This window comes from Roseibium album, from assembly GCF_965233825.1.
Taxonomy (GTDB): Bacteria; Pseudomonadota; Alphaproteobacteria; order Rhizobiales; family Stappiaceae; genus Roseibium; species Roseibium album.
The window spans coordinates 1845031-1871055 of the sequence record NZ_OZ247583.1 but is presented as its reverse complement, the minus strand read 5'-3'; the positions used below and the strand labels follow the sequence as shown (position 1 = coordinate 1871055).

Below are 26025 nucleotides of genomic sequence, written 5' to 3'. Positions count from 1 at the left end.
GCGGGTTCTTCCCTGGAAACGAACGATCCAGGTCCTGGACATCAATCCGTTTCGCCAAATCCGCTTTCAACTAGTTCCGAAATCGCGTCGAGTGCAGCCTGCGCTTCCTGGCCGCTGACGCAAACCCTGATGCAGCAGCCCGGACTGGCCGCCAGCATCATCAGTCCCATGATCGATGTTCCGCCAACCGTCTGTCCGTCCTTCGACACCTGAACATCAGCCTCGAAGGTCTCGACAAGCTTGACCATCTTGGCAGATGCCCGGGCATGCAATCCGCGCTGGTTGACGATGGTCAGGTCTTTTTCAAACAAATTCTGTGCCGTCATAATCGTTTTTAGTTTTGTCCCGACAGCACCTGGCTTGCAACTGAAATGTATTTTTGTCCGGCCTGACGAGCCTCATCGACGGCGTCTGCCAACTCCCTGTCCGCGCGTACACTGGCAAGCTTGATAAGCATCGGCAGGTTCACCCCGGCAACCACTTCCACGGATTTGCCATCCATGACGGAAATGGCCAGATTGGAAGGCGTACCGCCAAACATGTCCGTCAGCAAAACAACCCCGTTACCGGAATTGGCTGCCTCCACGGCGGACAAAATGTCCTGCCGTCTCTGTTCCATGTCGTCGTCGGGACCAATGGAAATTGTTTCGATCTGTTCCTGGGGACCGACAACATGCTCCAGCGCCGCCTTGAATTCTTCAGCGAGGCGTCCGTGCGTAACAAGTACAAGTCCGATCATTCAGTCTTCAGCCTGACTATCGTGTGCATTTGGCTCTCAAACGGAGCCGGGCGTTTATCAGTCTGATGCACTCTCTTCAACCGTTAAACCAGTTGCAAGCAAAAAACGCATCGATACCCTAAATGTAATCCGGAGAAGCCGGAAAGAGCGTTCGCAATCCCCAGCGCAGCAACCTCAGACTGACGTCCGGCCTGTTTGCCGGGCAAGTCAGCGCGGGGAGTGAGACTGTCTCAAGGTTCTGCCGCGTGACGGAGTTGTCCGGCAGGCGTTCCATTGTCCCGATCGGGCGCAAACTGACAACAATGTGCACCTTCGCCGCCGATATCGCCTGCGTTGCCTGCACCCCTGCCCCGCGCACTTCCATCAAGCCCAGAATACTTTCCGGCGCCCTTGCAACGAGCTGCCCCCGCTCTGCCGACAGGACGACACGGTCGTCGGCGACCAGGACACCCAGATTGCCGCTGGCCCTTGCTGCAGTAATCAGCGTGTCGGTCAGTTCCGATTTGCCGCTGCCGGATTCTCCCTGGATGAGGATACCGCGCGTTCCGACAACAAGGCAGTTTGCGTGAACGGATTGCCCGGTCACTTGGCGGTTCCCGCTGGTAGATAAATCGTGAACCGGGCGCCTGCGATCTTGGCCTCCCCATCCGCGCCCTGTTCCTTGCGGTTGGTCGCGGACAACGTGCCACCATGCGCTTCGATTATCTGTCTCGAGATGGAAAGCCCGAGCCCGGAATTGTTACCAAAGCCTTCACCGTCGGGTCGGTCGGTATAAAAGCGCTCGAATATGCGTTCGGTATTTTCCGCACGAATTCCGGATCCGTCGTCGTCCACAGTGACCCTGATCCGTCGGCCCTCGCGGGCAAGATCGATCCGCACCGTCCCACTGGTTGGAGAAAAGGACCGCGCGTTGTCGAGAAGATTGCTGATCACCTGTCCAAGCCGGATGTCGTGCCCCTGGACCCGATAGGGTTTGGAGCCTGGCGCATCCGCGACTGTCAGTTTCACCTTGGCTTCTTCAGCACCGGTATGCTGGTTTGCCGCATCCGCCATGTTTCGCAGAAGTTCGGCCAGATCGATTGTCTCTGACTGAATGCGGGCAAGCTCCGCATCGAGACGCGACGCATCTGAAATGTCGCTGATCAACCGGTCCAGACGGCGAACGTCATGCTGGATAACTTCCATCAGCCGGTCCTGAGAGGACTTTGTTCTTGCAAGCGGCAAGGTTTCAACGGCACTTCTCAATGAAGTCAGCGGGTTCTTGAGTTCATGGGCGACGTCCGCGGCAAAACGCTCGATCGCATCAATCTTGTTGTACAGCGCATTGGTCATTTCCCGGAATGAACGGGCGAGATGGCCGATCTCGTCCTGACGTTCCGAGAATTCCGGAATTTCCTCGCGGGAATTGGATCCGCGGCGTACCCGGTCTGCTGCGGCAGCCAACCTGCGCACCGGCCCGGCGATCGTACCTGCCAAAAGGATCGACAACAGGATCGTTACTGTTGCCGCGAACAGAAACACGCGGATAATGGCGATACGTTCAGCCCGAACAATCGCGTCGATGTCTCCCCCCTGTGTCGACAGAAGCAAAGCGCCAAGAACGGCGCGAAAACGCTGGATCGGAACAGCAACTGAAACAATCAGTTCACCTCGCTGCGAGATCCGCGTCACACTGGCCGGTGACCCGGCCAGCGCTGCCTCCACCTCCGGATAGGCACGCCCGTCGCCACCACCGACTTCCTGGTAGAGCGGCAAGTCCCCTTGCCGAAGCAGGCGTTTGGTCCATTGCCAGGCTGAATCCCAAAAACCGGTCTCTTGCGCCGTCGGCGGCGGCAGATCGAAGCGAAGGATCTGCGCGCTGGAATAGAGGTGGCGGGAATCGAGGATCAGAATGCCTTCCGGATCGTAAATCCGGGCGCGGGTCTTGGTCGGGGAAATCAAGCGCCGAAGCACAGGACCTACCCGTTCAGGGTTGATCGGAAAATCGAGACTGTCCAGATCATCGACCGTGGGCGTGATGCTTTCCCCGGCCTGCAATTGCAGCAATCGCTCCGGATCCACGGTGATCGTTCCGGTGTCTACCGTTGCCGACGCGGCAATCGCACCGGCAATGATCTCACCTTGCGTCAGCAGGCTCTGAACCCGGGCGTCGATCAGCCCCGCCCGAAACTGGTTCAGATAAAGGATGCCGATCACGAGAGCGAGCAGGCCGACGAGATTGATCGCAATGATCCGGCGCGTCAGCGACGACAGCACATAGGTTCCGAAAATACGGCCCAACTGGTTCAGAAGACGGCGCCGGATCCGCTTGTTGCCAAGCCGGCGCAGGCGGGAGCGCTCCGAACCGTTGGCGGGATCGGAGTCGACAATGCTCTCAGCGCTCTCGCTTTCAACCGCCATCTGCCCGCTATCTTAATGGCTGCTTCAGACTTCCCGGAAGCGGTACCCAACTCCATAAAGTGTTTCAATCATGTCGAAGTCGTCGTCAACAACCTTGAACTTTTTCCGCAGACGCTTGATGTGGCTGTCGATTGTCCGGTCGTCCACGTAGACCTGGTCATCATAAGCTGCATCCATGAGCGCATTGCGGCTTTTCACGACCCCGGGCCGCTGCGCCAGGGCAGACAGGATCAGGAATTCTGTGACTGTCAGCGTTACGGGCTTGTTGTTCCAGGTGCAGGTGTGTCGTTCCTGATCCATGACGAGCTGGCCACGCTCAAGCAATTTGTCCGCGTCGTCTCGCGGCGCGCTGGCATCCTTCGGCTGTGCCCTGCGCAGAACCGCACGCACACGCTCGACCAGAAGACGCTGGGAAAACGGTTTGCGAATAAAATCGTCCGCCCCCATTTTCAAACCGAACAATTCATCGATCTCGTCATCCTTGGATGTCAGAAAGATGACCGGCAGATCCGAGTTCTGGCGCAATCGGCGCAGCAACTCCATGCCGTCCATGCGCGGCATCTTGATATCGAATATTGCCAATTGCGGAGGGTCGCTCTGCAGCCCATCAAGCGCAGACGTTCCGTCCGTGTAGGTCTGGACGCGGTAGCCTTCCGTCTCAAGCGCAATCGACACCGAAGTCAAAATGTTGCGGTCGTCATCGACCAGAGCAATTGTCGGCATACTTTATTTTCCATTTCCGGCAGCGCACGACAGTACGCATCGGTATTACTTACTGTATCACACAGCCTTTGGCCTGCTAAATGCGCATAAATTAAGGCAAACCCTATCTTCAGGCGTTCCAAAAACCTTCAGACCGGGTCGCAATCTGCTTGATGAGGGCTTGAACACCGAAATACAAGGTCTCTTTTGGACGCTTTGTACGTTAACCACTCGCGAACACAAAATTCGTTAACAGGATGCGCGATTTAAGTGCGAATATTTTCGCATTGCCCTTCAAGTCGAACAATTCGAAGGTTTCGTTTATTACTTTGCATTCCAAATTAATCATTCAAAACTTTGCGCGGCATTTTAATCGATTAAACAATGACATAGCACCTTTGGTAGTCTTGCTGCCGTTCAGTCATTCTACTAGGTTCGCAGCCCTCACAGCCGGAAAAGTCTTCTTGGTCTGTCTCCGGCGACGGAATTGCACCCATCACGAGGACTGCGGGAACATGCAAGAAACAGGTGTCAGGAACCCTTCCAGTGGCAGCGAAACCTTCGGCTTCAAGGGGCTGAAGGCGCTCTATTGGAACCAGAACGAGCCTGCCCTTTACGAACATTCCCTGTCCCGCGGTGAAGCCAGGCTTGCAGCAGGCGGTGCGCTCGTAGCCGAAACCGGCATCCACACCGGAAGATCTCCGAAAGACAAATTCGTGGTTCTCGACGAGGAGACCAGAGATACCGTCTGGTGGGACAACAACGCCCAGATTTCAAAGTCGCAATTCGATGTCCTTTTGGACGATTTCCTGGAGCATGCGGAAGGTCTCGAGCTGTTTGCACAGGACCTGTATGGCGGAGCGGATCCAAAGCACCGCCTGCCTGTGCGGGTCTATACACAATATGCCTGGCACTCTCTGTTCATCCGCAACTTGCTGCTGCGGCCAAAGGCTGCGGAGCTTGCTTCCTTCGCACCGGAAATGACGATCGTAGATCTGCCGAGCTTCAAAGCCGATCCCGCGCGGCACGGATGCCGAAGCGAAACGGTCATCGCCTGCGACCTGACCCGAAAGATCGTCCTCATCGGTGGAACGTCCTACGCCGGTGAGATGAAAAAGTCGGTCTTCACAATGCTGAACCACCTGCTGCCGGCGAAAGGCATCATGTCGATGCATTGTTCCGCAAATGTCGGCGACGCCGGTGACACAGCCGTCTTTTTCGGTCTGTCGGGAACAGGCAAGACAACACTCTCCGCTGACCCTGACCGGACGCTGATCGGCGACGATGAACATGGCTGGAGCGAAGGTGGCGTCTTTAATTTCGAGGGTGGCTGCTACGCCAAGACGATCAAACTTTCCGCCGAAGCGGAACCCGAAATCTACTCGACGACGCAGCGGTTCGGCACAGTGCTGGAAAACGTGGTGCTGGATGAAAATCGCATCCCGGATTTCAACGACGGTTCAAAAACCGAAAATACCCGTGCCGCCTACCCGATCCATTTCATCTCGAACGCCAGTGGGACCGGTTACGCACCGATACCAAAGACGATCATCATGCTGACTGCGGATGCGTTCGGCGTGATGCCTCCTCTTGCCCGGCTGACGCCCGCACAGGCGATGTATCACTTTCTGTCCGGATACACGGCCAAAGTAGCCGGTACCGAAAAGGGTGTCACGGAGCCGCAAGCAACTTTCTCTACCTGCTTCGGTGCTCCGTTCCTGCCGCGACATCCGTCCGAATACGGCAATCTGCTGAAAGAGCTGATCGCAAAACACAATGTGGATTGCTGGCTGGTCAACACCGGCTGGACCGGTGGAGCACACGGTACCGGCCACCGCATGCCAATCAAGGCAACCCGCACGTTGCTCCAGGCTGCCCTTTCGGGAGACCTCAAAGAGGCAGAATTCCGCACGGATGCGAATTTCGGCTTTGAAGTCCCTGTCGCTGTTCCGGGTGTCGAGACAAATATCCTGACACCGCGCGAAACCTGGAGCGACAGGAAGGCCTACGATCTGCAGGCAGCCAGACTCGTCCAGATGTTCGTCGACAACTTCGAGACATTTGAGGCCCATGTGGACGGAACCGTTCGAAACGCGGCTCCCTGTCTTCAGTCAGCCGCCGAGTAGAGACTAAAAACCAACTGACCAAATGGATCGGCATCTGAGGCGTCAGGTGCCGTTTCTGTTTTGTAGAGCTTTCATCTGCTTCAAAAATTTCTATATTCGAGTCGGGCAGACATTCTTCGGGGATCAAGCAATGACGAATGCACATAGCCGGCAAATCGCTGATGTGTTGAAAGCCGCGGAAGACTGGAGCAAATCCGGCCGTGACGTGGCGATTGCAACAGTTGTCGAAACGTGGGGATCGGCACCGCGTCCGGTCGGCTCTCATCTCGTCATCGATGCCGAGGGCAATTTCGAGGGTTCCGTTTCGGGTGGATGTGTCGAAGGCGCCGTGGTTGCAGAAGCCGTCGAAGTCATTGAAACCGGAAAACCGACAACGCTGGAATTCGGTGTCGCCGATGAAACGGCCTGGCGCGTCGGCCTTTCCTGCGGTGGCCGCATCCGTGTCTATGTCGAACCCGTCAACTGATTGAGATTTCGCCTTGCCGACAACTGAAACGCTTCTCGCCTTTTTCGCAGCAACCGCGCTTTTCGCCTATATGCCCGGACCTGCGCTACTTTATACAGCCGCACAGACTGTTTCACGCGGCCAGCGCGCCGGTTTCATGGCGGCCGCAGGGATACACCTGGGTTGCTACGTTCACGTTCTTGCAGCAGCGTTCGGCCTGTCGGCGGTCTTTGCGGTTGTTCCAAGCCTCTACTTTGCTCTCAAACTTGCCGGAGGCCTGTATCTGGTTTTTCTCGGTGTCCAGATGATCCGGACAAAGGTCTCGAACGGCACCGTCCCCACCCTGCCGCAAAAATCGTCACGAAGAGCCTTTGTGGACAGCATCCTCGTCGAGGTGCTCAACCCGAAAGTTGCCGTCTTTTTCATTGCGTTTCTTCCCCAGTTCGTCAGCCCCGAGGCCAGCCTTCCAATCTGGGCGCAATTTCTCGTTTTGGGAACGGTCGTCAATCTGGCATTTACATCCGCAGATATCGTGACCGTGCTCTTTGCATCCCAGGTCAAGAAAAAGCTTGCCAGAACGTCCCGTTTCCAGGACCTGACCCGCTGGATAGGCGGCTCGCTGCTGGTCGGACTTGGTCTGAAGCTGGCAACGGACCGAACCTGACATCATGGATCTTTCTCTGCTCCAACAGTTGAATGAGGAACGCGCCGCACGCCGCGCAGCCATTCTCGTAACCCGGCTTGACGACGGCTCCCAGAGGCTGGTGCGCAGAAGCGGGAACCACTCCGCCGATCCTTTGAAGGACGAATTTGCAAAACGCTTCCGGTCAGGCAAATCCGGAACCGTCGCGACAGATACCGGCGATGTATTTCTGACCGTTTCCGTGCCGTCTCCAAGACTTGTCGTGATCGGCGCAGTCCACATTACCCAGGCGCTGGTACCCATGGCCGAGATCGCCGGTCTGGATGTCACCGTCATCGATCCGCGGACCGCCTTTGCAACGGAAGAGCGTTTTCCCGGATGCACCCTTAGACCGGATTGGCCTGAAGAGGTTCTGAAGCACACACCTCTGGATGCATATACAGCGGTTGCTGCCGTTACACATGATCCCAAGATCGACGACTTTCCGCTGATAGAGGCACTCAAAACCGAATGTTTTTACATCGGCGCCCTGGGCAGCCGGAAAACTCACGGCAAACGCTTGGAACGTTTCACGGCAGAAGGCTTGGATCCTGCGCTGTTCGACCGGATCGACGCGCCGATCGGCCTGGATATCGGGGCTGCATCTCCTCAAGAAATCGCAGTCGCTGTTCTTGGCTCAATCATCAGCGCGCTGCGCAAGGCGCCGGAGCCAGGTTTATGAAGTTCGGCCCTGTTCCGCTGAACGAAGCAGCCGGTTGCATCCTTGCTCACAAAACGAGACTCCCTGGCCGGGTGCTGAAAAAGGGGCATGTCTTAACCGAACAGGATTGCCGCGAACTGTCGTCAACCGGAGAATCGAGCCTCACGGTTGCACAGCTGGAAGTCGGCGATGTCGGCGAGGATGAAGCAGCAAGGCGGCTGGGTCTGGCTGCGAAGGGTCCCGGTATCAGCGAAGACACAGCGTTTACCGGCCGCATGAACCTCTATGCGGACACGGACGGCATTCTTGTCGTCAATAGCGAGGCAGTCACCGCTGCCAATCGAATTGATCCGGCCATAACCTTCGCAACCCTGCCGAACCACAGCAAGGTTTCCGGCGATCGGATGATCGCCACCGCCAAGATCATTTCATTTGCCGTTTCAAACGTGTCCCTGACCCGTGCGGAAGCTGCCATTCGCGAGGCCGTGGGGATTGCAGCGTTCAAACCCAGGAAGATCGGTCTTGTCGCAACGGAGTTGCCACATCTGAAACCGGTGACAATGGACAAGACGCGCAGGGTTCTGGAAGACAGGCTAAGACCGAGCGGCAGTTCCATTCTTGCGGAAAAACGTGTTCCTCACTCTGAGGAGCCTGTTGCGTCCGCCATGAAAACGCTTGCGGAAGAGGGCGCCGATTTTCTGATCCTGTTCGGTGCTTCCGCGGTTGTCGACCGTTACGATGTTCTTCCAGCGGCCGTCGAACATGCAGGTGGGTCCGTGACGCATCTTGGCATGCCGGTCGATCCTGGAAATCTGCTTATGCTTGCGGAATTCGACGGCATTCCCGTTCTGGGTGCTCCCGGCTGCGCCAGGAGCCCCAAGGAAAACGGTTTCGACTGGGTTCTCGACCGATTTCTTGCCGATGTGGCGACCGAACCGGACGACATCACTGCAATGGGCGTTGGAGGCCTCCTGATGGAAATCGGAACGCGTCCACAACCCCGCGAAACCAAGCGACAATCGGCAACTGCGAAAATCGCGGCGATTATCCTCGGAGCGGGAAAATCAACGCGCATGGGTGGGCCGAACAAGTTGCTTGCAGAACTCGATGGCAAGTCTCTTGTTCGTCACGTGGGTGAAGCTGCCTGTGGCGTCGGATTGTCGCAGACAATCCTCGTGACCGGACATCTTGCGGACAAGGTTGGCAACCAGGTCGCAGACCTGGATATCGTAATCGTTCACAATCCGGATTTTGCCGACGGCATGGCCAGTTCCATCCGCACCGGAATGAAGGCGCTGGCCGCTGACACACAGGCCGTCCTCATTCTGCTCGGTGACATGCCCGGGATCACAACTGAAGATATCGGGAAACTGATTGCCACCTATCAGGGCAGCGACAACAACCTGATTGTGACGGCAACCGCAAATGGCAAACGCGGCAACCCCGTCCTTTGGGACCGGCGGTTTTTCGACACCCTCAACGGTCTTCGAGGAGATGTCGGTGCGCGACATATCATTGCGGACAATCCGGGCTTTGTCGCCGAAGTGGAGCTTGGAATCGCTGCACGTCTGGACCTCGATACGCCTCAGGCGCTTCGCGAAGCGGGTGGCTCATTCCCGGACGACATCAACTGAACGCACTCATCTTTGTGCGCACTGCAATATTCGTTATCTTAAATTAACCTGCTATGCGCTGAGTGCAGGCCGGAAATGTCAGGTATTCTATTGCATTTTTGTGACATGCCGCTTATGTAATGCCTGCGCTTGCTGAAGGGCACCTGTTACAGGTTGGACAACGGATGACGTCCCGAGCGCCGATTACATCCGATTTCTTACGAAAGCTGTTCGGATCCTCTCCTCCCGAGGATGCTCGAGCGCTTTTGTTGCTTGGTTGAAAAGGAAGAACAAATGGCTGACATGACTCTCCCGCGTCCGGGCTGCTGCAAATGGGCAGAAGGCGAAGCTGGAAACTACACATTCCCGTGCAACACTCGCGTTGAGCCGGGTGTCTCCTACTGCGCTGAACATAGCGCAATCGTGTATATTCCGCCGGAAGAGCGTCGTCGCAATCGTTCCGGTGGCGGAGGCATGAGCCTTTCTTTCCGCCGCGCGGCGTAATCAATAAATCTGCTCGCATTGAACAAGCAGAATATTTGTGGAATTTTCCACATTCCCTGGAACCCGGCTTCGTGCCGGGTTTTTTGTTGGGGTCCGGTTCAGCGATACTGGCAATTCTCTCTAGGCTGCAGAGCACAATTAGTATTGGCAGTCTCTCATTGCTTTGTACTGCTCTTTGTGTTTTTGGAACTCGAACCCCAAAGATATCAATATTCGCTCGAAAAAATTCAACCTGCCCGGAAAGGGAGTATTCTTAGTACTTTCCAACTTCGAATGCGAAAATATTAATTGCATCAATGCAACTATTTGGTTTTATTCCCTTTGGATATTTCAATTCTGGGTTTATTGCACACACTTTGAAAAAATCTCGATACTAAGTCTCTGGCTTGGATCCGTTGCATTTCAATCACGGAGTTGACGCCGCCTATGACGCTTGCGCAGGTTCAAATTGAGACAGAAAGACTGGAAGCTCTTCGCAGGCTTGCACTCCTTCACTCAGAGCACCTGCACGAGTTCGACGCCGCAGTTTCGAACGCGTCATATCTGTTTGACTGTCCCATGGCCGTGATTTCGATTGTCGATGCAGAAGAAATCTGGTTCAAGGCCGCTTTTGGTCTCGATGCGACAGAAACGCATCGGGAAAACTCCTTCTGCGGGCATACCATCCTTTCAGATGATGTTCTGATTGTGCCGGACGCACAGGCAGACAGCAGATTTTGCGACATCCCGCTTGTCACCGGAGACGTCGGCGCCCGATTTTATGCCGGTTGTCCAGTTGTTGTAGACGACAAACATCGTATCGGAACGATCTGCGTCATAGATACAAAACCCCGCAGTGTGAGCGAGGAGCAAATCGCCCAGCTGCGCAACCTGGCAAAGATCGTCGAAGGTCTCATCAAGGCCCACAAGGCAGGCCTGGAAACCCGGGAAGCGCTACAAGAAGCGCAACTCGAGCAGGACAGAGCACGCCGGAACCAGGACCTGCTCAAGGAAATCACCCTTGTTTCGGGCGTAGGCGGTTGGGAGTACGACCCAAAAACGGACGCAATGACCTGGACAGCAAAGACCCGGGAAATTCATGAGGTCGGGCCAGACATTCAACCGAACTTGAACACCGCGTTGAGCTTTTATCCATCCGACAGCCGCAAAGCGCTAAGAGCAGCATTCGAGACTGCCTTCGAAACCGGTTGCGGCTGGGATCTTGAGCTCAATCTTGTCACCGCCGGGGATCGGCAAATCTGGGTCCGGGTTGTCGGAAATCCCGTATTCGAAGGAGGCTCGGTCCGCCGCATCATCGGCGCGCTTCAGGACATTTCAGACAGCAAACGCAAGCAGGAGGAAGTCCGGACCTCCGAGGTCATCCAGCGAACAACGCTCGAAGCACTTCAGGAAGGTATTCTTCTCGTAAGCCCTTCAGGCAAGATTCAGTCGTCAAACAAGGCTGCCTCGCAACTTCTGGGTTATCCGGAAACCACCTTGGTCGGATCCAATGTCCACGACCTTCAGCTGACTTTTCAAGACGTAGCCGATGCCGGCAGCCATCGCGTGAGCCCGCTGGTTCTCGCCGTGACCGATCCGGGACAGGATCTGGATCTCGAAGTTCAACTTACGGAAGCCGGATCCGGACAGGTCCGATGGCTCCGGATCAATGCCAGGCCTGTCGACGAAAACAGTGTTCACGGCCCGGATTGCGTGGTCGTGTCGCTCACCGACATCACAAAGGTCAAACAGCAGTCCGACACTCTACAGGGGTTTTTCGATAATTTCCCCGGCGGCCTGGTTCACTACAACACGCAGCTTCAACTCACCTTCTGGAATGAAGAATTTGCCCGTCTGCTTAACTTGCCACACGATTTTCTCGACCAGCGGCCCAACTTGCGACAGGTCATCAGGTATCTTGCAGACCGTGGAGACTATGGCCCAGGTGACCCGGCACTGATTGCCGGCGAGAGGCTGGACAGGTACGGCGCCGGCAACCGGCACGCCTACGAGCGCAGAACCAGCGACGGCAAGGTTCTCGAAGTGCGCGGTACGCCGCTTCCGGGCGGCGGAAGCGTATCGAGTTTTCTTGACATCACCAGACGCAAACGCATGGAAGAGCAGCTCGTTGAAAAAGAACAGCTTGCCAGCAATCGCCTCTTTGAAATGGAGGCGGTGATCGCCAACATGCGACAGGGTGTCAGTGTCTTTGATGGCGAGGGCCGCATCACACTCTGGAATACCGATTTCCAGAAACTTTTCGGAAAACCGGATGGCGAAATCCGAAAGGGCATGACACTGGTCGAAATGCTTCAGCTGGAGAAGGAACGGGGAGAATTTCACGACGATCCCTATGCCTTTTACGCTGCCTTGAGAGAAAAACTGGATGCCGGCAAGGTTATCAAAACCAACTTCAAACACCCCAATGGCACGATTATCAGTATCGTGCGCACGCCGCTTCCTGACGGGGGTTGGGTGGGTATGCATGAGGACGTGACCTCGCGCGAAAAGGCGACCGAGGAAATCACATATGCCGCCCATCACGACACGCTCACGGGGCTGGCCAATCGAACGCTTTTCAACCTCAAGCTTGAAGACGCAATCGCCAGGACAGAACACCACGATGAAACAAGCGATCTTCTGATGATTGATCTTGATCACTTCAAACCGGTGAACGACACATACGGCCACGATGTCGGCGATGATCTTCTGCGTCAGGCTGCGATGCGCCTCAATGAGTGCGTGCGAACCAAGGATACCGTCGCACGACTGGGTGGCGATGAGTTTGCAATCATCGTCCGCAACACTGCCGGCGACCGGGATCTGGCTTCCAGGATTGCGGAGCGTGTTGTCGAAAAACTGAAGAAGCCCTACCACATCAACGGTAACATTCTCGAAATTAGTGCAAGTGTTGGTATTGCATCCATTTCCGGCGAACAAGTCGCGAGTCCGATCCTAAAGAAGGCTGATCTTGCCCTTTATGCCGTCAAGAATGAGGGCCGCGACGGCTACAGGCATTTCGAAGAAAACGCTGTGGAAACAGATTGAATGCGTGACGTTAGCACCTTGTGTTCAATTGTTGGTGTCCGGCAATTCCATTTCCGCTAAAAATACCTTGTTATCAATATCTTATGAAATCTCTCAGGCACGTTGCAACATCCTCCAACAATGCCGGGAATGTTCAAAACTTAATCATTTGTTGCGCTTCTTGGCCTAGTGTCATTTCCGATCCGGCGGGCACATACCCAAAGGAGATTCCTGTGGGAGACGGGACGCAGCATGGATACCGTGAGGCCAGAAAACGAAGAAGAGCGAATTGAGACCCTGCACGAACTTCAGATCCTCGGGTCTGAACGTCTGCCTGAATTCGATTCCGTCGTTGAATCCCTCGCAGCCATTTTCGATTGCCCGATAGCCCTGGTGTCCCTCGTTTCGGAAGATGAGCAGTGGTTCAAGGCCAGATGCGGTCTGGATGTCGAAGGCACGCCGCGTGATATTTCATTCTGCCAGCACGCCATTCTTTCCGACGAGCTTTTCATCGTCGCAGACACCCATGCCGACAAGCGGTTCAAGAACAATCCACTCGTGACCGGGGCTCCCAATATCCGTTTCTACGCCGGATGCCCCCTGTCCATCGATGGCCGGAACCGGTTGGGCACGCTCTGCGTCATCGACCGTGTTCCACGCAGTCCTTCCCGGCAGCAACTCAATCAATTGCGCAGGCTGGGCAAGGTTGTCGAGGGCCTGATCAAGTCGCATGAGATTCGACGGGAGAAGGATGCAGCTCTGGCGCAGGCCGAGCAGGAACACGAACTGGCCGTTCAAAAGAATGATCTTCTTGAAGAAATTACAAGTGTATCCGGCGTCGGCGGCTGGGAACTCTGTGTTCGGACCAAGACACTGACATGGACTGACAAAACAAAAGAGATTCACGAAGTGCCCTCGGACTTTCGTCCGACCGTGGATTTTGCATTGTCTTTCTATCCGCCCGACAGCCGCCACATCATTTCAAAGGCAGTCGAGGACGCGATCGAACTTGGCGTCAGCTGGGATGCCGAACTGCCTTTCGTTACTGCAAAGGGTCGTAACATCTGGGTCCGCGCCGCCGGCAGACCCATTGTCAAAGACGGTGAAGTCATCCGTATCGTCGGCGCTCTTCAGGACGTTACTGCGCGGAAAAAGACCGAACAGTCGGTCCGTTGCTCCGAATCCATGCACCGGGCCACCTTGCATACATTGTCGGAAGGTGTCCTTCTCCTCAGCCGTTCCGGGCGCATCCGGTCGATCAACAAGGCCGGTGAAGACCTTCTGGGTTGTTCGCATGAAGACGTTGTCGACACCAGGTTCAAGGACCTCGACCTTGAGTTCCGGTTTGAAGACAAAGCGTTCAACTCACCTGAAGACCTGTTCCGGCAAATCGCCAACGGCTCCGATCATGTCAACGGCACAGTTGTTCATGTTACCCGGCGAAACGAAACCGGAGGTGCCTGGCTCAGGATCAATGCAGCGTCCATTGGCGAAACAAACGAATTCGGTCTGGACGGTATCGTCGTTTCGTTGACAGACATCACGGAAACAAAGACCCAGAGAGATACCCTGCAAGCGATCTTCGACAACTTTCCCGGCGGAATGGTCTATTTCGATGAAGCCTTGCAACTGCAGAACTATAATGATGCCTTCCAAAATGCCTTCAAGCTTCCAAAGGAATTGCTGTCCCAGAAACCTCACCTGAAAGACACAATGATGTACGCCGCACGCCAGGAACAGCGCGTTGCAAGCAAAGCAGAGAAGGTGGTCGAGGAGAGATACAACCCGTTCATGAGCGGAAAGCCTGTTCAACTCGAACGGGTAACTGCAGACGGGACTGTTCTGGACGTGAGATTCACGCCTTTGCCGAATGGCGGCATCGTGTTCAGTCTTCTGGATATTTCAGACCACAAACGGCGGGAACAGACAATCAGGCAGTCGGAAGTTGTTCAACGGGCAACTCTGGAAGCCTTGAGCGAGGGCATTCTTTTGCTGTCGCGGGATGGTGTCATCGAATCCGCAAATCCGGTGGCGGAAAAACTGTTTGGCTTTGACGACAACGGATTGACGGGTCTTCGAATTGACGAACTCGCGCGCTCGGTCACCCTGGAGTCTTCGGAATTCATCAACAACAGCGACCCACTCAAACTGGCTGTCCATGATCCAGACGCCGTTACGGATCTCGTTGCGAGCCTGAGCACCTCCTATCGCCATGGTTTGACCTGGCTTCGCATAAACGCGAGGCCGATCGATCCGCTTGGCGAGAATGGACTGGACGGAGTTGTCGTCTCGATCGCCGACATCACGGAAACAAAGGAGCAAGCCGACACGCTGCAGGCGATCTTCGACAATTTCCCAGGCGGATTTGCATATTATGACGAGAATTTTCAATTGGGGGCGGCAAACTCGGAGTTCGGGCACCTTCTTGGTTATCCGCAGGATTTCGTCGATCAGAAACTTCATTTGCTCGACTACCTGAAATACAACGCGGAGCGAGGTGACTATGGCGAGGGCGACCCCGAGCAACTCGCTCTCGACAAGTTTCATTCCTACGACCGAACCCAACCCCACAGTTATGTTCGCGGTGCCGCAAGCGGTTCGTATCTGGAAATCAGAGGGACGCCGTTGCCTTCGGGCGGTTTTGTCTACAATTTCTTTGATGTGACAGACCGCAAGAGAATGGAAAGCCAGCTGGCCGAAAGCGAACGTGCTTCGCGCAGCCGGTCTCTGGAACTTGAAGCCATTCTGGCCAACATGAGGCAAGGCGTCAGCGTCTTTGACAAGGACGGCCGCCTGAGGCTCTGGAACAAGCAGTACATCGACATCTTCAACAAGCCAGAGGACGACGTCAGAGAAGGCGTTACCCTTGTCGACCTGATTGAGGCGGAAAAAGCCCGTGGTGAATTCGATGGAGACGTGATCGAACACGTCAGGGATCTGCTCATTCGGCTCTCAGCTGGAGAAGTCGTTCGCTCCAAATTCAGGCATCCCAGCGGAAGGTTCATCAGCGCGGTTCATGCGCCACTGCCTGGAGGCGGCTGGATCGGAACGCACGAGGACGTCACGAAGAGTGAATTGGCCGTTCAAAAAATCGAGTATGCAGCGCATCACGACACGCTGACAGGGCTGGCCAATAGAACACTTTTCAATTCCCGGCTCGACGATACCCTGGAGGAATTGGACCAGGATTCGGAAAGCGCCCTGATGCTGCTTGATCTCGACAAGTTCAAACCGGTGAACGACACGTATGGTCACGACGCGGGCGATGCCTTGCTCAAACAGGTCAGCGAACGGCTGAAAGCGTGCGTGAGGTCCACTGATCTTGTGGCCAGGCTGGGTGGTGACGAGTTTGGTATCATTCTCAACAGCGCGTCAAGGACGGTTGCTGAAGTCATCGCAAGCCGGATCGTTCACAAATTGCAGGGTGCGTTTTCCATAAAGGAACATACGATCCGAATTGGGGTGAGTGTCGGTATCTCGCCGATCTCCGGCTCCCGTTCGGATGCCAATGCAATTATCAAGAACGCTGACGTCGCGCTTTATGATGTCAAGAACAGCGGCAGAAACGATTTCAGGTTCTTCGATCTACCTGAAGAACCTGGCGCGATGAATGCGTAGACATTTTTCCTGATAGGCTTTTGCGTCTCAATCAAAAAACGCGGCCCGTTTCCGGTCCGCGTTCTGAATGATGTGAACTGCAGGGCGCCCGTCAGATCTTTTTCAGGGCCTCGGCAACATCCTTGAGCCTGCGAAGTGTCCGGTCTGCCTTCTGCCTGGTCATGTCGTCCTTGGCGTCAGCAGCGTCTTCCTCCGCGTTCTTGATCGCGAGATCAAGTTGTTCGCGGCTGATCTCCGAAACCGGAACAGCCTGTTCGGCAAGCACCGTCAACCCGTCGGCCGATACATCGGCAAAGCCGCCGCGCACGAAGTATTCCGTCCAGGAATCGCCGTCGTTGCGAACCTTCAGAATGCCCGGCGCTATGCTGGACATGAACAGGCTATGGTCCTTCAGAACGCCAAACTCTCCTTCAGCACCGGGCACAACGACCTCAGCCACCTGTTCGGAGAGGAGCTGGTGCTCCGGCGAGACCAACTCAAACTGGAAAAGTTCAGCCATTTGGCGTCTTCCTTGTCAGTCTACGTTTCAGATGGCCAGGCCATCAGAAATCAGGAATACCGGACGCTCGAGCGGGCGTCCGGTTAAAACTCGGATCAGGCAGCTTCCGCAGCCAGTTTCTGAGCTTTCTCAATTGCTTCTTCCATGGAACCGACCATGTAGAATGCTGCTTCCGGAAGGTGATCGTATTCACCATCAACGAGGCCCTTGAAGCCTTTGATCGTGTCTTCCAGAGCAACCAGTTTGCCCGGTGAACCGGTGAACACTTCTGCGACGAAGAACGGCTGAGACAAGAAGCGCTCGATCTTACGGGCACGGGCCACGGTCAGTTTGTCTTCTTCAGACAGTTCATCCATGCCGAGAATGGCGATGATGTCCTGCAGCGCCTTGTAGCGCTGAAGCGTACCCTGAACGGCACGGGCAGTGTCGTAGTGCTCTTCACCGATGATGCGGGCGTCCAGCATGCGGGACGTGGAGTCCAGCGGATCCACAGCCGGATAGATGCCTTTTTCCGCAATCGCGCGGTTCAGAACCGTCGTCGCATCCAAGTGGGCAAAGGTCGAGGCCGGTGCAGGGTCGGTCAAGTCATCGGCCGGAACATACACGGCCTGAACCGACGTGATCGAGCCCTTGTTCGTGGTCGTGATGCGTTCCTGCATCGTACCCATGTCTGTCGCAAGTGTCGGCTGGTAGCCCACAGCAGACGGGATACGGCCGAGAAGCGCGGACACTTCGGAACCGGCCTGGGTGAAGCGGAAGATGTTGTCAACGAAGAACAGAACGTCCTGACCCGCGTCACGGAAGTGCTCCGCAACTGTCAGACCGGTCAACGCAACACGCGCACGCGCTCCGGGAGGCTCGTTCATCTGGCCATATACAAGAGCAGCCTTGGAGCCTTCGCCGCCGCCTTCCTTGTTCACGCCGGATTCGATCATTTCCCAGTAAAGGTCATTGCCCTCACGAGTTCGCTCGCCAACACCAGCGAACACCGAGTAACCGCCGTGAGCCTTGGCGACGTTGTTGATCAATTCCATGATCAGAACGGTCTTGCCAACGCCGGCACCACCGAACAGACCGATCTTGCCGCCCTTTGCGTAAGGGGCGAGAAGGTCGACGACCTTGATGCCCGTCACCAGGATTTCAGCTTCGGTGGACTGTTCGATGAACGATGGCGCTTCCTGGTGGATGCCGCGCTTGTCGGTGTGTGGAATTTCACCAGCTTCGTCAACCGGCTCGCCGATAACGTTCATGATGCGGCCCAGCGTGCCATCGCCAACCGGCACCGCAATCGGTGAGCCGGTGTCGACGACGTCCTGTCCGCGCACCAGACCCTCGGTGGAGTCCATTGCGATGGTGCGTACCGTGTTCTCGCCGAGGTGCTGTGCCACCTCAAGAACCAGGCGTACACCCTGGTTATCCGCTTCCAGAGCGTTCAGGATCAACGGCAGGTGGTCATCGAACTTGACGTCGACAACGGCGCCGATGACCTGGGTGATCCGTCCGACCTGTTTGTCAGCCATGTCCCTAATCCTCGTCTCGATCCCGTTAGATCAACTTGCCCTGTGCGTCTTCGCAACAAGGCGGAAGAGTTGATCGATACTAATTCTAGTCCGGCACTCTGCGCCCTGACGGGCGCAAAACGCTTTAGAGCGCTTCCGCACCCGAGATAATTTCAATCAATTCCGTCGTAATCTGCGCCTGACGCCGGCGATTGTAGTTGATCGTCAGTTTGTCGATCATGTCACCGGCATTGCGGGTCGCATTGTCCATCGCGGACATGCGGGCACCCTGTTCGGAAGCAGCATTTTCCAGAAGAGCCCGGAAAATCTGTACGGAAATGTTACGCGGCAGCAGATCCTCAAGGATTTCCGCTTCATCCGGCTCATATTCGTAAACCGGCTGGGCACCGCTACGGTCCTCAGTCTCGTCGGTTTCGAAACTGGCCGGGATCAACTGCTTTGCCGTCGGCTCTTGTGCAATCACCGACCTGAACGTCGAATAGAACAACGTGCAGACGTCGAATTCGCCGTCGGCAAACATGGAGAGAACCTCTTTGCCGATCTCATCGGCATTGACAAACCCCACATTCTTTACGCTGCGCAGATCGATCGTCTTGATCACATGCTGGCCGAGTTCGCGCTTGAGGGCATCAAAACCCTTCTTGCCGACACAGATGATCTTGACCGTCTTGCCGTCCGCGATCAGGCTGCGCGCCTTTTCACGAGCCAGCTTGGCAATGTTCGTGTTGAATCCCCCGCAAAGCCCGCGTTCTGCGGTAGCGACAACCAGGAGATGAACCTGGTCGCTGCCCGTACCGGACATCAGCTTCGGAGCGTCATCGCGACCCTCGAATGCTTCCGCGAGGTTGGTCAGCACCGCTCCCATGCGTTCCGCATAGGGCCGCGCGGCCTCCGCAGCTTCCTGTGCGCGACGCAGTTTCGCCGCGGCCACCATTTGCATGGCCTTGGTGATTTTCTGCGTCGCCTTCACGGAAGCGATGCGGTTTCGTAAGTCCTTCAGGCTCGGCATGGCCGCCCCTGCTCCTTATCCCGGCGTGTCGTCTTAAGCGAAGTTCTTGGCGAACGCATCGATGGCAGCTTTCAGCTTGCCAGTCAGTTCGTCGTCGAGAGCTTTCTTGTCCCAGATTGCATCCAGCAGATCCTGATGCTCACCGCGAAGGAACAGAAGCAGGCCTTCTTCGAAGTCCTTCACCCGGTCAACCGCAAAACCATCCAGATAACCATTCACGCCGGCATAGATCACCGCGACCTGTTCCTGCGTTTTCAATGGCGAAAACTGCGGTTGCTTCAAAAGCTCGGTCAAACGTGCGCCACGGTTCAGCAAACGCTGCGTGGTGGCATCGAGGTCGGAACCGAACTGTGCGAAGGCCGCCATTTCACGGTACTGCGCGAGTTCACCCTTAACCGGGCCCGCAACCTGCTTCATCGCCTTGATCTGGGCAGAAGAGCCAACGCGGGAGACCGACAGACCGACGTTCACCGCCGGGCGGATGCCCTGATAGAAGAGGTCCGTTTCAAGGAAGATCTGACCGTCGGTGATCGAGATCACGTTGGTCGGAATGAACGCGGACACGTCATTGCCCTGGGTTTCAATGACCGGCAACGCGGTCAATGAGCCGCTGCCATGCTCTTCGTTCAGCTTCGCAGCACGTTCCAGCAGGCGGGAGTGAAGGTAGAAAACGTCGCCCGGGAAAGCTTCACGTCCCGGCGGGCGGCGCAGAAGCAGCGACATCTGACGATAGGCCACGGCCTGTTTGGTCAGATCGTCGTATCCGATAACGGCGTGCATGGAATTGTCACGGAAGAACTCGCCCATCGCGCAGCCGGCAAACGGTGCCAGGAACTGCAGCGGAGCCGCGTCGGACGCGGTCGCGGCGATGACAATGGAGTAATCCATGGCACCGTTGTCTTCCAGAACCTTTACGAACTGGGCAACGGTGGACCGCTTCTGACCGACGGCAACGTAGATGCAGTACAGCTTGGCGTCTTCGTCATCGGAAGCGTGCAGAGGCTTCTGGTTCAGGAAGGTGTCCAGAATGATTGCGGTCTTGCCGGTCTGACGGTCACCGATGACAAGCTCACGCTGCCCACGTCCGATCGGGATCAGGGCGTCAATGGCTTTCAGGCCAGTCGACATCGGCTCATGCACGGATTTCCGCGGCAGGATGCCTGGTGCCTTTACGTCGACGCGGCGCTTTTCAGTGGCCTCGATCGGGCCCTTGCCGTCAATCGGGTTGCCGAGCGGGTCAACAACGCGACCGAGGAGGCCCTTGCCGACCGGAACTTCCACGATGGCGCCGGTCCGCTTGACGGTGTCGCCTTCCTTGATGTCGCGGTCAGACCCGAAGATAACGATACCGACGTTGTCTGATTCCAGGTTAAGGGCCATGCCCTTGATACCACCTGGAAACTCGACCATTTCACCAGCCTGAACCTTGTCCAGACCATAAACACGGGCGATACCGTCACCGACGGAGAGCACCTGACCAACTTCAGAAACTTCGGCTTCCTGGCCAAAGCTCTTGATCTGGTCCTTGAGGATTGCGGAGATTTCCGCGGCCCGAATATCCATCAGCCGACCTCTTTCATCGCGAACTTGAGTGAATTGAGCTTGGTACGCAACGACGTGTCGATCATGCGGGAACCGACCTTGACCACGAGGCCACCGATCAGTGCAGGATCGACTTTCGCTGCGATGTTTACGGTTTTGCCCGTCGAAGCAGACAATGCTTCCTTCAGGGCTGCGACATGCTCGTCTGAAAGGACAGTTGCAGAAGTGACTTCTGCAGTTTCCTCACCACGCTTGTCTGCGAGCAGGGCGTGGAACGACTTGATCATGTCGGGGAGAACGAAGAGGCGCCGGTTACGGGCGGCCAGCTTCACGAAATTTGCGGCGAGGCCAGAGATGCCTGCCTTGTCAAGAAGTGCGGTGAGCGCTGTAAGCTGCTCTTCTGCACTGAATGCCGGGCTCTTCACAAGACGGTCGAGATCTTCGCTTTCGGCAAGCATGCCTTGGAAAGCAGTGAGATCCCGTTCCACGTCAGCGGTAGTGCCGTCACCCTCCGCGAGGTCGAGAAGGGCGGACGCATAACGCTGTGCCACGCCGGATACGAGAGATACGTTGTCAGTCACCAGGTCCGTGCTCTCTGACGTTTTTCAAGCCCGCAAAACGGCAAGCGCTCGCAAGGCATTGAAAATAATGAATGATTTCGAGGTCAGAAGGTATGACGGTTAAACCGTTCCCCCAAAGCCGCGCCTCAATTAGCACAGGGTTTCCCAGTGTGCAACTTCGCCAAAAGACTGTTCTGAAGGAATCTTGGGTGTTTTTTGCTGCATGGCGATAAAAAGTCCTTCCAGGCGAGGCCGCTCAGCCTTCCGAAATAAACCCGGGCGAGTGTCCGGCCGCGCCTGTTCGCGAGGCCGAAGCACGTTGCAATCGCAAGAGAATTCCGGTTTCGGCAACGGCCCGACAAACTCTGCACTGTCACATGAAATGCTGAGGATCGATATCGATCTGGACGCGCAGACCTTTTGTTGGTTTCGGACCCTGATTCAACCAGCGCCGCAGGTAGGACTGGAGATCGAACTGGCGCGGCGCCATGGTCAGCAGCCGATAACGGTGCCTGCCGCGGACCATCGCAAGAGCGGCTTCTGCCGGGCCCAGCAGGGTGACCGCTTCATCGGGAGGCGCCGCCCGGGCCAGCGCACGGGCATAGCCTTCGGCAAAAATCTTGTCCGGTCCCGACACGACAACGGCCGCCAATCGGCCGAACGGAGGCAGGCCCGCAACCCGTCTTGCCTCGATCTCGGCCTGGTAAAAGGCATGCTTGTCCCCCGATAGCAGCCCCTTGATGACAGGATGATCCGCATTATAGGTCTGCAGCAGTCCCCGGCCGCCTCCGGTCACCCTCCCCGCGCGGCCTGTGACCTGAGCAAGAAGCTGAAAGGTTTTTTCGGCAGCGCGCGGATCACCGTGCGCCAGACCCAGATCGGCGTCGATGACCCCGACCAGTTTCATCTTGGGGAAATTGTGACCTTTCGCGACCAGTTGGGTCCCGATAATGATATCGGCACCGCCTTCCTCGACAATCTTCATCTCCCGCTTCAAACGTTCCGGTCCACCCGGCAGATCGGAAGACAGTACAAGGGTGCGCGCCTGCGGGAAGAGATCGGAGACTTCTTCGGCAACGCGCTCGACGCCCGGTCCGCAGGCAACAAGGCTGTTGGCGCTCTGGCACGAGGGACAATTGTCCGGAACCGGTTCAAAATGACCGCAATGGTGACAGACAAGTCTTTTCTGAAAACGGTGTTCAACCAGCCAGGCACTGCAATGGGCGCACTGAAACCTGTGGCCACAGGTGCGACATAAGGTCAGAGGGGCGTATCCACGCCGATTCAGGAACAGGAGAGACTGGTCACCTGCGGCAAATGTATCCTTGATGGCATGGACAAGCCGTGGCGCAAGCCATCTGCCCCGCTCCGGCCCATCCAGCCGCATGTCGATCGCCTGCAAATCCGGCAGAGCCGCGCCCGATGCCCGTTCAGGCAGTTCATAAAGAGTGTATCTTCCGATTTCCGCATTCACGTGACTTTCCACGGATGGCGTTGCGGAAGCGAGCACGACCGGGAATCCTGAAATGTGCCCGCGCACAACGGCCATATCCCGCGCGCTGTAGGGAACACGGTCGTCCTGTTTGAAGGCCGCGTCATGTTCCTCGTCGACAATGATCAGGCCCAGTTCCCTGAAAGGCAGGAACAGGGAAGACCTGGCGCCAATCACCACGCGCACGTCACCCGACGCCACGCCGCGCCAGACACGCGCCCGGTTCTTCGGAGTGATCTCTGAATGCCATTCAGCCGGATAAACACCGAATCGCTGCTCATAGCGGCGCAGGAACTGCTCCGTGAGAGCGATTTCCGGCAGAAGGACCAGAGCCTGTCTCTCCCGCCGCAAGGCCTCAGCGATCGCCTCGAAGTAAACCTCCGTCTTTCCCGACCCCGTGACACCGTCGATGAGCGTCACGCCGGTTCCCTTTTCGAAAGTGCTGACGAGGCCCGCAGCAACCGCTTCCTGGGCGTCCGTCAGTTTCTTGCGGGCATAGTCGAGCTGTGGTTTCGGCGGTGGCGGCGCCGCCGGCATGGAAACAACTTCGAGGACGTTCTGCTGAATCAATCCGTCAATCACCGACGGCGACACGCCGGCGGCATGTGCCAGACCGCTCCTGGTCCAGGCAAATCCGTCTTCCATGGTTTCCAGTACGCGGCGGCGGGCAGACGTCTGCCGCTCCGGTTCAGCGCCCTCGACCCGGCGCACACCGGGGACGGGTGGCTCAGGTTCCAATGCTTCTTCCGAACGCAGGACCATGCGCAGCACCATTCCGGGTGCTCCCAGCGTCCAGTTCGCCACCCAGTCGACAAAGCGGCGCAGATCTTCATCCAGCGGCGGGGTCTGGTCGTAGACCCGGGTGATGGATTTCAGTTTTTTCGGATTGATCGCTGCATCCGGTTCAATGTCCCAGACCGCACCGACGACTTCCCGCGGACCGAGCGGCACCCTGACGATTGTTCCGGGAACGACCGACTGCCCGGGAGGGACTTTATAGGTATAGGCCCTCGGCACCGCGACCGGCACCAGGACACTGGCGATGGTTTCCTGAAAATCTTGATCGTCAAACAGCACTAATATTCAGGTCTCCATACCCTCGATTTTGAAAGGCGCCGAAGGGCGTTCGCAATATGGCAAGAAGATACAGAAGTTTGCCTGTGGTCGGCAGGCAATCAAGGTGAAAGGGTGTTGAGGTACGTACCGCAGAAAAATCGTCCACCGGAGAATCAGGGGTTCTTCTTGTCATCATCCTAGGGTAAAGAGGGCGCGACCAACCACGCAACCGTTTTGCACAAGACGGGACGAGCGTATCCGGCGGCCGAACGGGCGCCTCACCGGGAGACAACACGTATGAAATTCTTTGTCGACACAGCCGACACCGCCGAGATCAAGGAACTGGAATCCACCGGGCTCCTCGACGGCGTGACCACCAATCCATCTCTCATCGCCAAGTCGGGCCGCGACTTCAAGGAAGTAATCGCCGAAATCTGCGCGATCACACAGGGCGACGTCTCCGCCGAGGTAGCTGCGACCGACTTTGACGGCATGATCAAGGAAGCCCATGTCCTGCGTGCCATCGCCGATAACGTCGTCATCAAGCTGCCGCTGACATTCGATGGCCTGAAAGCGTGCAAGCAACTGACGGAAGAAGGCACCAAGACCAACGTCACCTTGTGTTTTTCGGCGAACCAGGCGCTGCTCGCCGCAAAAGCCGGCGCGACCTACATCTCTCCGTTCATCGGCCGCCTGGACGACCTCAATATCGACGGCCTTGAGCTGATTCGGGAAATTCGCGTGATTTACGACAATTACGGGTTCGGTACGGAAATCCTGGCCGCATCGATCCGCACCGCAAACCATGTCAAGGATTGCGCACTCATCGGCGCGGACGTCGCAACGGTCCCGCCCGCAACGCTGAAGGGCCTCGTCAAACACCCGTTGACGGACAAGGGCCTCGACGCATTTCTGGCCGATTGGGCCAAGACCGGCCAGAGCGTTCTCTGACGGCTCATATACAAATCAGTGTTTTTGAACGGCCCGGTTTCCGGGTCGTTTTTTTTCCGACGCCGCAAACCACAGTTGCAAATAAGGTTGTGTCAACGTTAACAATACGCTAACTAGTGATGGTGTGCTTCAAACGAGCCCGATAAAAAACTTTCGAATTTCGTATCTACAATTTTTGGGGGACGACAATGAAAAAATTGCTTGGAACTGCAACGGTATTGGCTGCCATCCTGGCAACAAGCAGCGTTTCAGCGGCTACTTTGTTTTATGACAGCTTCAACAGGGCAAACAGCAACAATCCCGGCAACGGCTGGACTCAGCTTGAAGACGACAACAACGACGTTGGAGTTTTCGGCAACGCCCTGAGACTAAGAGACTTTCTGCCTGGAAATCCGGATGCAGCGGCTGCCAGCAAGACCATCGACGCGACAGGCTATACCAATATTCAAGTCGAGTTTCGCTGGAAGGGATTCAGCAGTGTTGAGACGGGTGACGACTTTTACCTTTCCTGGGCTGAAAGCCCCGCACCGGCGATGAGCAACGAAGGCGCGTGGAACGAGGTATTTAACGGGAACACAGGCGGCGGGACCTGGCTCACCAATCTGATCTCGATCAGCCCTGGCGCCGACAATTCCATCTTCAACCTGATGTTCTGGTCGGATGTTGGTACCAGCAGCGAAGGCTACAAGGTCGACTGGGTCCGGGTCACCGGTGATGCGATTACACCTGTACCGCTTCCCGCTGCATTGCCGCTGCTCGCTGGTGGCATCGGCCTGCTTGGCTTTGCCGGATGGCGTCGACGCAAGACAGGCTAACCGCAGTTAGTGACGACGAATTCAAAGCGGCTTTCGAGCCGCTTTTTTTTGTTTTCTGGGCCAATTCGGAGTTTATCCGATAAGA

21 protein-coding genes are annotated in these 26025 nt (G+C 56.4%); 10 read left to right on the top strand and 11 right to left on the bottom strand.

The features are described 5' to 3' along the window. Positions 1 to 41 precede the first annotated feature (41 nt). From ACO6TI_RS08740 to ACO6TI_RS08720, 5 genes are all read right to left on the bottom strand, one after another. Positions 42 to 326 carry an HPr family phosphocarrier protein gene (locus ACO6TI_RS08740; RefSeq protein WP_029064233.1) on the bottom strand — a complete coding sequence of 95 codons (285 nt, stop codon included), beginning with the start codon at positions 324 to 326 and terminating at the stop codon, positions 42 to 44. A gap of 8 nt (positions 327 to 334) precedes the next feature. Then, on the bottom strand, positions 335 to 739 hold the full coding sequence (locus ACO6TI_RS08735; RefSeq protein ID WP_029064232.1) for a PTS sugar transporter subunit IIA: 405 nt from the start codon (positions 737 to 739) through the stop codon (positions 335 to 337). A gap of 118 nt (positions 740 to 857) precedes the next feature. After that, positions 858 to 1325 (bottom strand): HPr kinase/phosphorylase, encoded by a 468-nt coding sequence (locus ACO6TI_RS08730; protein ID WP_281928143.1) that lies wholly within the window; start codon positions 1323 to 1325, stop codon positions 858 to 860. Then, on the bottom strand, positions 1322 to 3139 hold the full coding sequence (locus ACO6TI_RS08725; RefSeq protein WP_281928141.1) for a sensor histidine kinase: 1818 nt from the start codon (positions 3137 to 3139) through the stop codon (positions 1322 to 1324). Before ACO6TI_RS08725 ends, ACO6TI_RS08730 begins: the two co-directional genes overlap by 4 nt. A gap of 24 nt (positions 3140 to 3163) precedes the next feature. Beyond that, positions 3164 to 3862, bottom strand: coding sequence for a response regulator transcription factor (locus ACO6TI_RS08720; RefSeq protein ID WP_055119296.1), 699 nt, complete (start codon positions 3860 to 3862; stop codon positions 3164 to 3166). Between the two features lie 494 nt (positions 3863 to 4356). On the opposite strand from ACO6TI_RS08720, the gene ACO6TI_RS08715 reads away from it, so the two are divergent. The 8 genes from ACO6TI_RS08715 to ACO6TI_RS08680 all read left to right on the top strand — a co-directional run bounded on the left by ACO6TI_RS08715 (position 4357) and on the right by ACO6TI_RS08680 (position 16496). Next, complete coding sequence (locus ACO6TI_RS08715; RefSeq protein WP_422384766.1) at positions 4357 to 5967, top strand: phosphoenolpyruvate carboxykinase; 1611 nt, start codon at positions 4357 to 4359, stop codon at positions 5965 to 5967. 130 nt (positions 5968 to 6097) lie between these two features. Continuing rightward, positions 6098 to 6433, top strand: a complete 336-nt coding sequence (locus ACO6TI_RS08710; RefSeq protein ID WP_055119759.1) for an XdhC family protein — start codon at positions 6098 to 6100, stop codon at positions 6431 to 6433. Between the two features lie 13 nt (positions 6434 to 6446). After that, positions 6447 to 7076 carry a LysE family translocator gene (locus tag ACO6TI_RS08705; RefSeq protein WP_029064226.1) on the top strand — a complete coding sequence of 210 codons (630 nt, stop codon included), beginning with the start codon at positions 6447 to 6449 and terminating at the stop codon, positions 7074 to 7076. Between the two features lie 4 nt (positions 7077 to 7080). Continuing rightward, positions 7081 to 7776, top strand: a complete 696-nt coding sequence (locus ACO6TI_RS08700; protein WP_055119290.1) for an XdhC family protein — start codon at positions 7081 to 7083, stop codon at positions 7774 to 7776. Beyond that, entirely contained in the window at positions 7773 to 9389 is a 1617-nt protein-coding gene (locus ACO6TI_RS08695; protein ID WP_422384765.1) for an NTP transferase domain-containing protein, read from the top strand. Before ACO6TI_RS08700 ends, ACO6TI_RS08695 begins: the two co-directional genes overlap by 4 nt. A 273-nt stretch (positions 9390 to 9662) precedes the next feature. Then, positions 9663 to 9872 (top strand): hypothetical protein, encoded by a 210-nt coding sequence (locus ACO6TI_RS08690; RefSeq protein WP_055119756.1) that lies wholly within the window; start codon positions 9663 to 9665, stop codon positions 9870 to 9872. Between the two features lie 426 nt (positions 9873 to 10298). Beyond that, positions 10299 to 12899, top strand: a complete 2601-nt coding sequence (locus tag ACO6TI_RS08685; RefSeq protein WP_422384764.1) for a PAS-domain containing protein — start codon at positions 10299 to 10301, stop codon at positions 12897 to 12899. A gap of 231 nt (positions 12900 to 13130) precedes the next feature. After that, entirely contained in the window at positions 13131 to 16496 is a 3366-nt protein-coding gene (locus ACO6TI_RS08680) for a PAS-domain containing protein (protein ID WP_422384763.1), read from the top strand. A 91-nt stretch (positions 16497 to 16587) separates the two neighbouring features. Here ACO6TI_RS08680 and ACO6TI_RS08675 read toward each other — a convergent pair whose 3' ends face one another. The 6 genes from ACO6TI_RS08675 to ACO6TI_RS08650 form a co-directional block, all read right to left on the bottom strand. Then, the gene (locus ACO6TI_RS08675; protein WP_422384762.1) at positions 16588 to 16995 is read right to left on the bottom strand and encodes a F0F1 ATP synthase subunit epsilon; all 408 of its coding nucleotides are present in this window, start codon (positions 16993 to 16995) and stop codon (positions 16588 to 16590) included. 95 nt (positions 16996 to 17090) lie between these two features. Then, positions 17091 to 18515 (bottom strand): F0F1 ATP synthase subunit beta, encoded by a 1425-nt coding sequence (gene atpD / locus ACO6TI_RS08670; RefSeq protein WP_055119281.1) that lies wholly within the window; start codon positions 18513 to 18515, stop codon positions 17091 to 17093. A 124-nt stretch (positions 18516 to 18639) separates the two neighbouring features. Continuing rightward, positions 18640 to 19524: a F0F1 ATP synthase subunit gamma gene (locus tag ACO6TI_RS08665; protein ID WP_055119280.1), complete on the bottom strand. Its 885-nt coding sequence runs from the start codon at positions 19522 to 19524 to the stop codon at positions 18640 to 18642. A gap of 33 nt (positions 19525 to 19557) precedes the next feature. Beyond that, complete coding sequence (atpA, locus tag ACO6TI_RS08660; RefSeq protein WP_055119278.1) at positions 19558 to 21087, bottom strand: F0F1 ATP synthase subunit alpha; 1530 nt, start codon at positions 21085 to 21087, stop codon at positions 19558 to 19560. Then, entirely contained in the window at positions 21087 to 21647 is a 561-nt protein-coding gene (locus ACO6TI_RS08655; RefSeq protein WP_055119276.1) for a F0F1 ATP synthase subunit delta, read from the bottom strand. Before ACO6TI_RS08655 ends, atpA begins: the two co-directional genes overlap by 1 nt. A gap of 352 nt (positions 21648 to 21999) precedes the next feature. Then, a complete protein-coding gene (locus ACO6TI_RS08650) occupies positions 22000 to 24195 on the bottom strand; it encodes a primosomal protein N' (RefSeq protein WP_409856113.1) in 2196 nt (731 codons plus the stop codon). 276 nt (positions 24196 to 24471) lie between these two features. On the opposite strand from ACO6TI_RS08650, the gene fsa reads away from it, so the two are divergent. Then, positions 24472 to 25125 carry a fructose-6-phosphate aldolase gene (fsa, locus tag ACO6TI_RS08645; RefSeq protein ID WP_055119272.1) on the top strand — a complete coding sequence of 218 codons (654 nt, stop codon included), beginning with the start codon at positions 24472 to 24474 and terminating at the stop codon, positions 25123 to 25125. Positions 25126 to 25313: 188 nt separating this feature from the next. Beyond that, the gene (locus ACO6TI_RS08640) at positions 25314 to 25940 is read left to right on the top strand and encodes a PEP-CTERM sorting domain-containing protein (protein WP_409856115.1); all 627 of its coding nucleotides are present in this window, start codon (positions 25314 to 25316) and stop codon (positions 25938 to 25940) included. The last annotated feature ends 85 nt before the right edge of the window (positions 25941 to 26025 follow it).

What these genes read in the sequence shown, in the direction of transcription:
- ACO6TI_RS08740 (WP_029064233.1), bottom strand. Translation starts at nt 326, where the DNA reads ATGACGGCACAGAATTTGTTTGAAAAAGACCTGACCATCGTCAACCAG.
- atpD (WP_055119281.1), bottom strand. Translation starts at nt 18,515, where the DNA reads ATGGCTGACAAACAGGTCGGACGGATCACCCAGGTCATCGGCGCCGTT.
- ACO6TI_RS08685 (WP_422384764.1), top strand. Translation starts at nt 10,299, where the DNA reads ATGACGCTTGCGCAGGTTCAAATTGAGACAGAAAGACTGGAAGCTCTT.
- ACO6TI_RS08715 (WP_422384766.1), top strand. Translation starts at nt 4,357, where the DNA reads ATGCAAGAAACAGGTGTCAGGAACCCTTCCAGTGGCAGCGAAACCTTC.
- ACO6TI_RS08710 (WP_055119759.1), top strand. Translation starts at nt 6,098, where the DNA reads ATGACGAATGCACATAGCCGGCAAATCGCTGATGTGTTGAAAGCCGCG.
- ACO6TI_RS08695 (WP_422384765.1), top strand. Translation starts at nt 7,773, where the DNA reads ATGAAGTTCGGCCCTGTTCCGCTGAACGAAGCAGCCGGTTGCATCCTT.
- ACO6TI_RS08680 (WP_422384763.1), top strand. Translation starts at nt 13,131, where the DNA reads ATGGATACCGTGAGGCCAGAAAACGAAGAAGAGCGAATTGAGACCCTG.
- ACO6TI_RS08725 (WP_281928141.1), bottom strand. Translation starts at nt 3,139, where the DNA reads ATGGCGGTTGAAAGCGAGAGCGCTGAGAGCATTGTCGACTCCGATCCC.
- fsa (WP_055119272.1), top strand. Translation starts at nt 24,472, where the DNA reads ATGAAATTCTTTGTCGACACAGCCGACACCGCCGAGATCAAGGAACTG.
- ACO6TI_RS08700 (WP_055119290.1), top strand. Translation starts at nt 7,081, where the DNA reads ATGGATCTTTCTCTGCTCCAACAGTTGAATGAGGAACGCGCCGCACGC.
- ACO6TI_RS08675 (WP_422384762.1), bottom strand. Translation starts at nt 16,995, where the DNA reads ATGGCTGAACTTTTCCAGTTTGAGTTGGTCTCGCCGGAGCACCAGCTC.
- ACO6TI_RS08640 (WP_409856115.1), top strand. Translation starts at nt 25,314, where the DNA reads ATGAAAAAATTGCTTGGAACTGCAACGGTATTGGCTGCCATCCTGGCA.
- ACO6TI_RS08690 (WP_055119756.1), top strand. Translation starts at nt 9,663, where the DNA reads ATGGCTGACATGACTCTCCCGCGTCCGGGCTGCTGCAAATGGGCAGAA.
- atpA (WP_055119278.1), bottom strand. Translation starts at nt 21,087, where the DNA reads ATGGATATTCGGGCCGCGGAAATCTCCGCAATCCTCAAGGACCAGATC.
- ACO6TI_RS08665 (WP_055119280.1), bottom strand. Translation starts at nt 19,524, where the DNA reads ATGCCGAGCCTGAAGGACTTACGAAACCGCATCGCTTCCGTGAAGGCG.
- ACO6TI_RS08735 (WP_029064232.1), bottom strand. Translation starts at nt 739, where the DNA reads ATGATCGGACTTGTACTTGTTACGCACGGACGCCTCGCTGAAGAATTC.
- ACO6TI_RS08720 (WP_055119296.1), bottom strand. Translation starts at nt 3,862, where the DNA reads ATGCCGACAATTGCTCTGGTCGATGACGACCGCAACATTTTGACTTCG.